Raw genomic sequence first — 3,086 nt, 5'->3', positions numbered from 1 at the left:
CCCGAGGGCATGGGATTGACCCGTCCCCTCCCTTTCGCCCTCTTTGGCACCCACCCGCTTATCTTGTTCGAAATCCGGTCGTGACACGGCCTTGCCGCCGGCGGATTCTCGAAAACGGGATATTGTATTGTCATGAATCCGCATTTAGAGGCTTGACTTTTTTCAGCCATCCGGCAAAAATGGTAACAATTTCTCCGGGGCGCAGCGTTATGTCTAGGGGAGGATTTTTATGAAGCTGAAACGACATTTCCTCTCGGCATCGCTTGTCCTGGCAGGCTTGGTCCTGGGGACCGCTCTTACGCTTTCAGCCCAGACCTGGCAGTCCCTCGGCCCCCAGAGCGGCAACGCCACCGCCCTCGTCCGCGACCCCCAGAACCGCCTCACCATCTACGCCATCCTCTCGCCCGGCGGCGTCTACAAAAGCCTCGACGGCGGGGTCAGTTGGGCCTTCGCCGGCACGGGCATTCCCTCCACGGCCGCCATCGGCGGGCTCGCCGTCGATCCCGCTCAGACCTCCATCCTCTACGCCGCTGCCGGCTCCCTCTACAAGAGCACCGACTCCGGCGCCCATTGGGCCGCGCTCGCCTCGCAGCCCTTTGGCACGCCCCGGCGCATCTTCGTTTCCCCCTTCGATTCCTCCACTCTGCTCATCGGCACGGAATGGTCCGTCCAACGCAGCCTCGACGCGGGCGCCACCTGGAGCGGCGCCCTCCTCGCCGGTCAGATCGCCGACGCCGTCTTCGACCCCCTCCACCCCGGCACTATCTACGTGGCCATCAAGGGCGGCGTACTCGCCAAGTCGACCGACAACGGCGCTACTTGGGCTTCGGTTCCATCCTCCGTTACGGCCGTCGACTTGGCCTTTGATCCCGGCTCGCGCTCGGTCCTCTACGCCGTTGTCCCCGCGGTCGGCATCTTCCGGACCGACGATGGCGGCGCGACCTGGACGGTCTGGAACGCAGAGATGGATCTCGACCCTCCTGGCTATATAACCAACTACCTGACTTGCTTCGCCCCAGGCCCGGCCGGCTCGGGCTACTACTACGCCGGGACCGAGAGGGGTCTCTACCGCAGCCACGACAACGGCGCTTCTTATTGGGGATTTCAGACAACCGCGCCCGAGTATCCCGTGACCAACGCCGTCCTCGTGGATCCGACGAATAAGGAAATCGTCCTGGCCGCGACCTCCCTCGGCATCTACCGCTCGATTGTCGCCGGCACGCAGTACTACCGCTCCTCGGACGGCATCGACACCGTCTCCACGGACGCCATCGCGCTGGCCATCTCGCCCGCCAACCCGGCCCGCATCATGCTCGGCACAAGCTTGGGTCTCTACCGGAGCGACGGGCGCGGCGGCTCCTGGTCCTTCGCCGCCTTCTCGCATTACACAAACCATGTCGTCCGGACTGTCGCCGCGCACCCCACCGACGCTTCCGTCTTCGCCGCCGGCACGGACTTCGGCCTCTTCAGGAGCCCGGACGGCGGCTCCAATTATTACTTGTCCTATCCCAAGCCCAATCCCACCGATATCCGCATTTCCAGCCTGGTCTTTGATCCCTTCCAGCCCGCCAAGGCTTACGCAGGCGCCAGCATGGCCTGGCCGGGCTTCTATGTTTCTTCCGACGGCGGCGCGACATGGTCCTTCAACAATCCTCCCCAGGGCCTCTCCATCCGCTCCTTGGCGGCCGATCCAAGCCAGGAAGGGGTTCTCTATGCCGGATTGGACGGCGGCTGGCCCGCTATCGAAGGTCCCCCCGGCTATTACCTGGCCAAGTCGACCGACCGCGGCGCCACCTGGACGGGAATGGCCAGGACTATCATCAGCCGGCGCGTCAACTCCTTCTTCGCTGATCCCTCTGCCCCCGCCCTTTTCTACGTGGCCGGGGAGCAGGGCTTCTACAAGAGTGAAGACGGGGGAGCCACCTGGCGCAGGATCACGGGCAATCTCGGCTCAGGCGAGGTCAGATACTTGGCCGTGGATCCGCAGTCACCCCACTATCTTTACGCCTCCGCCGCCAACACCGTGTTTCGCAGCACGGACCACGGAGAGACCTGGGCCGCCTTCGGGACGGGGCTGCCGGCCGACTCCTACGTCGTCCTGGCGGTCGACCCGTCGGATTCCTCCATCGTCTACGCGGGCTCGGGCGGCAAGGGCGGCCTCTTCCGGACCGGCGGCGGGGACGTCCCCCAGCTTCGCGTGGATACCGATGTCCTCAATTTCGGTGTGATCGGCGGAGCCGGCGCGACGCCCAGCCAAAAGGTCCGCATCTTCAACGGCGGCACGGGCACTCTGCATTGGACGGCGAGCGTCTACGATTCCGATGCCCCGTTCGTCCACGTCAGCCCCGCCGGCGGGACCGGCGACGGCAGCATCAGCGTGACCGTCGATCCGGCGGGCGTGCCGGCCGGGGGACGCAACGTCACCGTCCAGATCATCGATCCGGCGGCCCAGGGCTCGCCCAAGAACATCCGGGTTCAGATCAAACGCTACAACAGCGGTCCCTACGGCTCGCCGCAGCCGCCGTTCGGTCAGTTTGATACGCCGCTCGACGGAGCGACGGTCCGGTCGTCGATCGCCGTCTCGGGCTGGGCCCTGGACGACATCGAGGTGATGGGCGTCAAGATCTACCGCGATCCCGTCAATGGCGAGCCCGGTGGTCGTAAGTATATCGGCGATGCGACCTTTGTCGAAGGCGCCCGCCCCGACGTCGAGACGATATACCACGACTACCCGTTCCAACGGCGGGCCGGCTGGGGCTACATGCTGTTGACCAACTTCCTGCCCAACAACGGCAACGGGACCTTTGCCTTGCGTGCGGTGGCGACCGACAAGGAGGGGAACGAAGTCGAGCTGGGCAGTCGCGTGATCACCTGCGACAACGCCCATGCCGTTTTGCCCTTTGGGGCCATCGACACGCCCGAACAGGGCGGGCAGATCGCGGGCTCGGGCTATTTCAACTTCGGCTGGGCGCTGACGCCCATGCCCAACAGCATCCCGACCGACGGCTCGACGATCGGTGTTTGGATCGACGGGGTTTTTATCGGGCATCCCGCCTACAACAATTACCGGGACGACATCGCGACGC

The 3,086-nt window shown here is 64.9% G+C and carries 1 protein-coding gene; it reads left to right on the top strand.

Annotated elements, in window-relative coordinates; translation table 11 throughout:
* Positions 1-229 precede the first annotated feature (229 nt).
* Positions 230-3,086, top strand: a 2,857-nt coding sequence (locus NTZ26_15815) for an Ig-like domain-containing protein (protein MCX6561962.1), incomplete at its 3' end; no start/stop codon positions are given.

This window comes from Candidatus Aminicenantes bacterium (assembly GCA_026393855.1).
GTDB lineage: Bacteria > Acidobacteriota > Aminicenantia > Aminicenantales > UBA4085 > UBA4085.
This window is presented reverse-complemented; position numbering and strand designations above follow the sequence as displayed.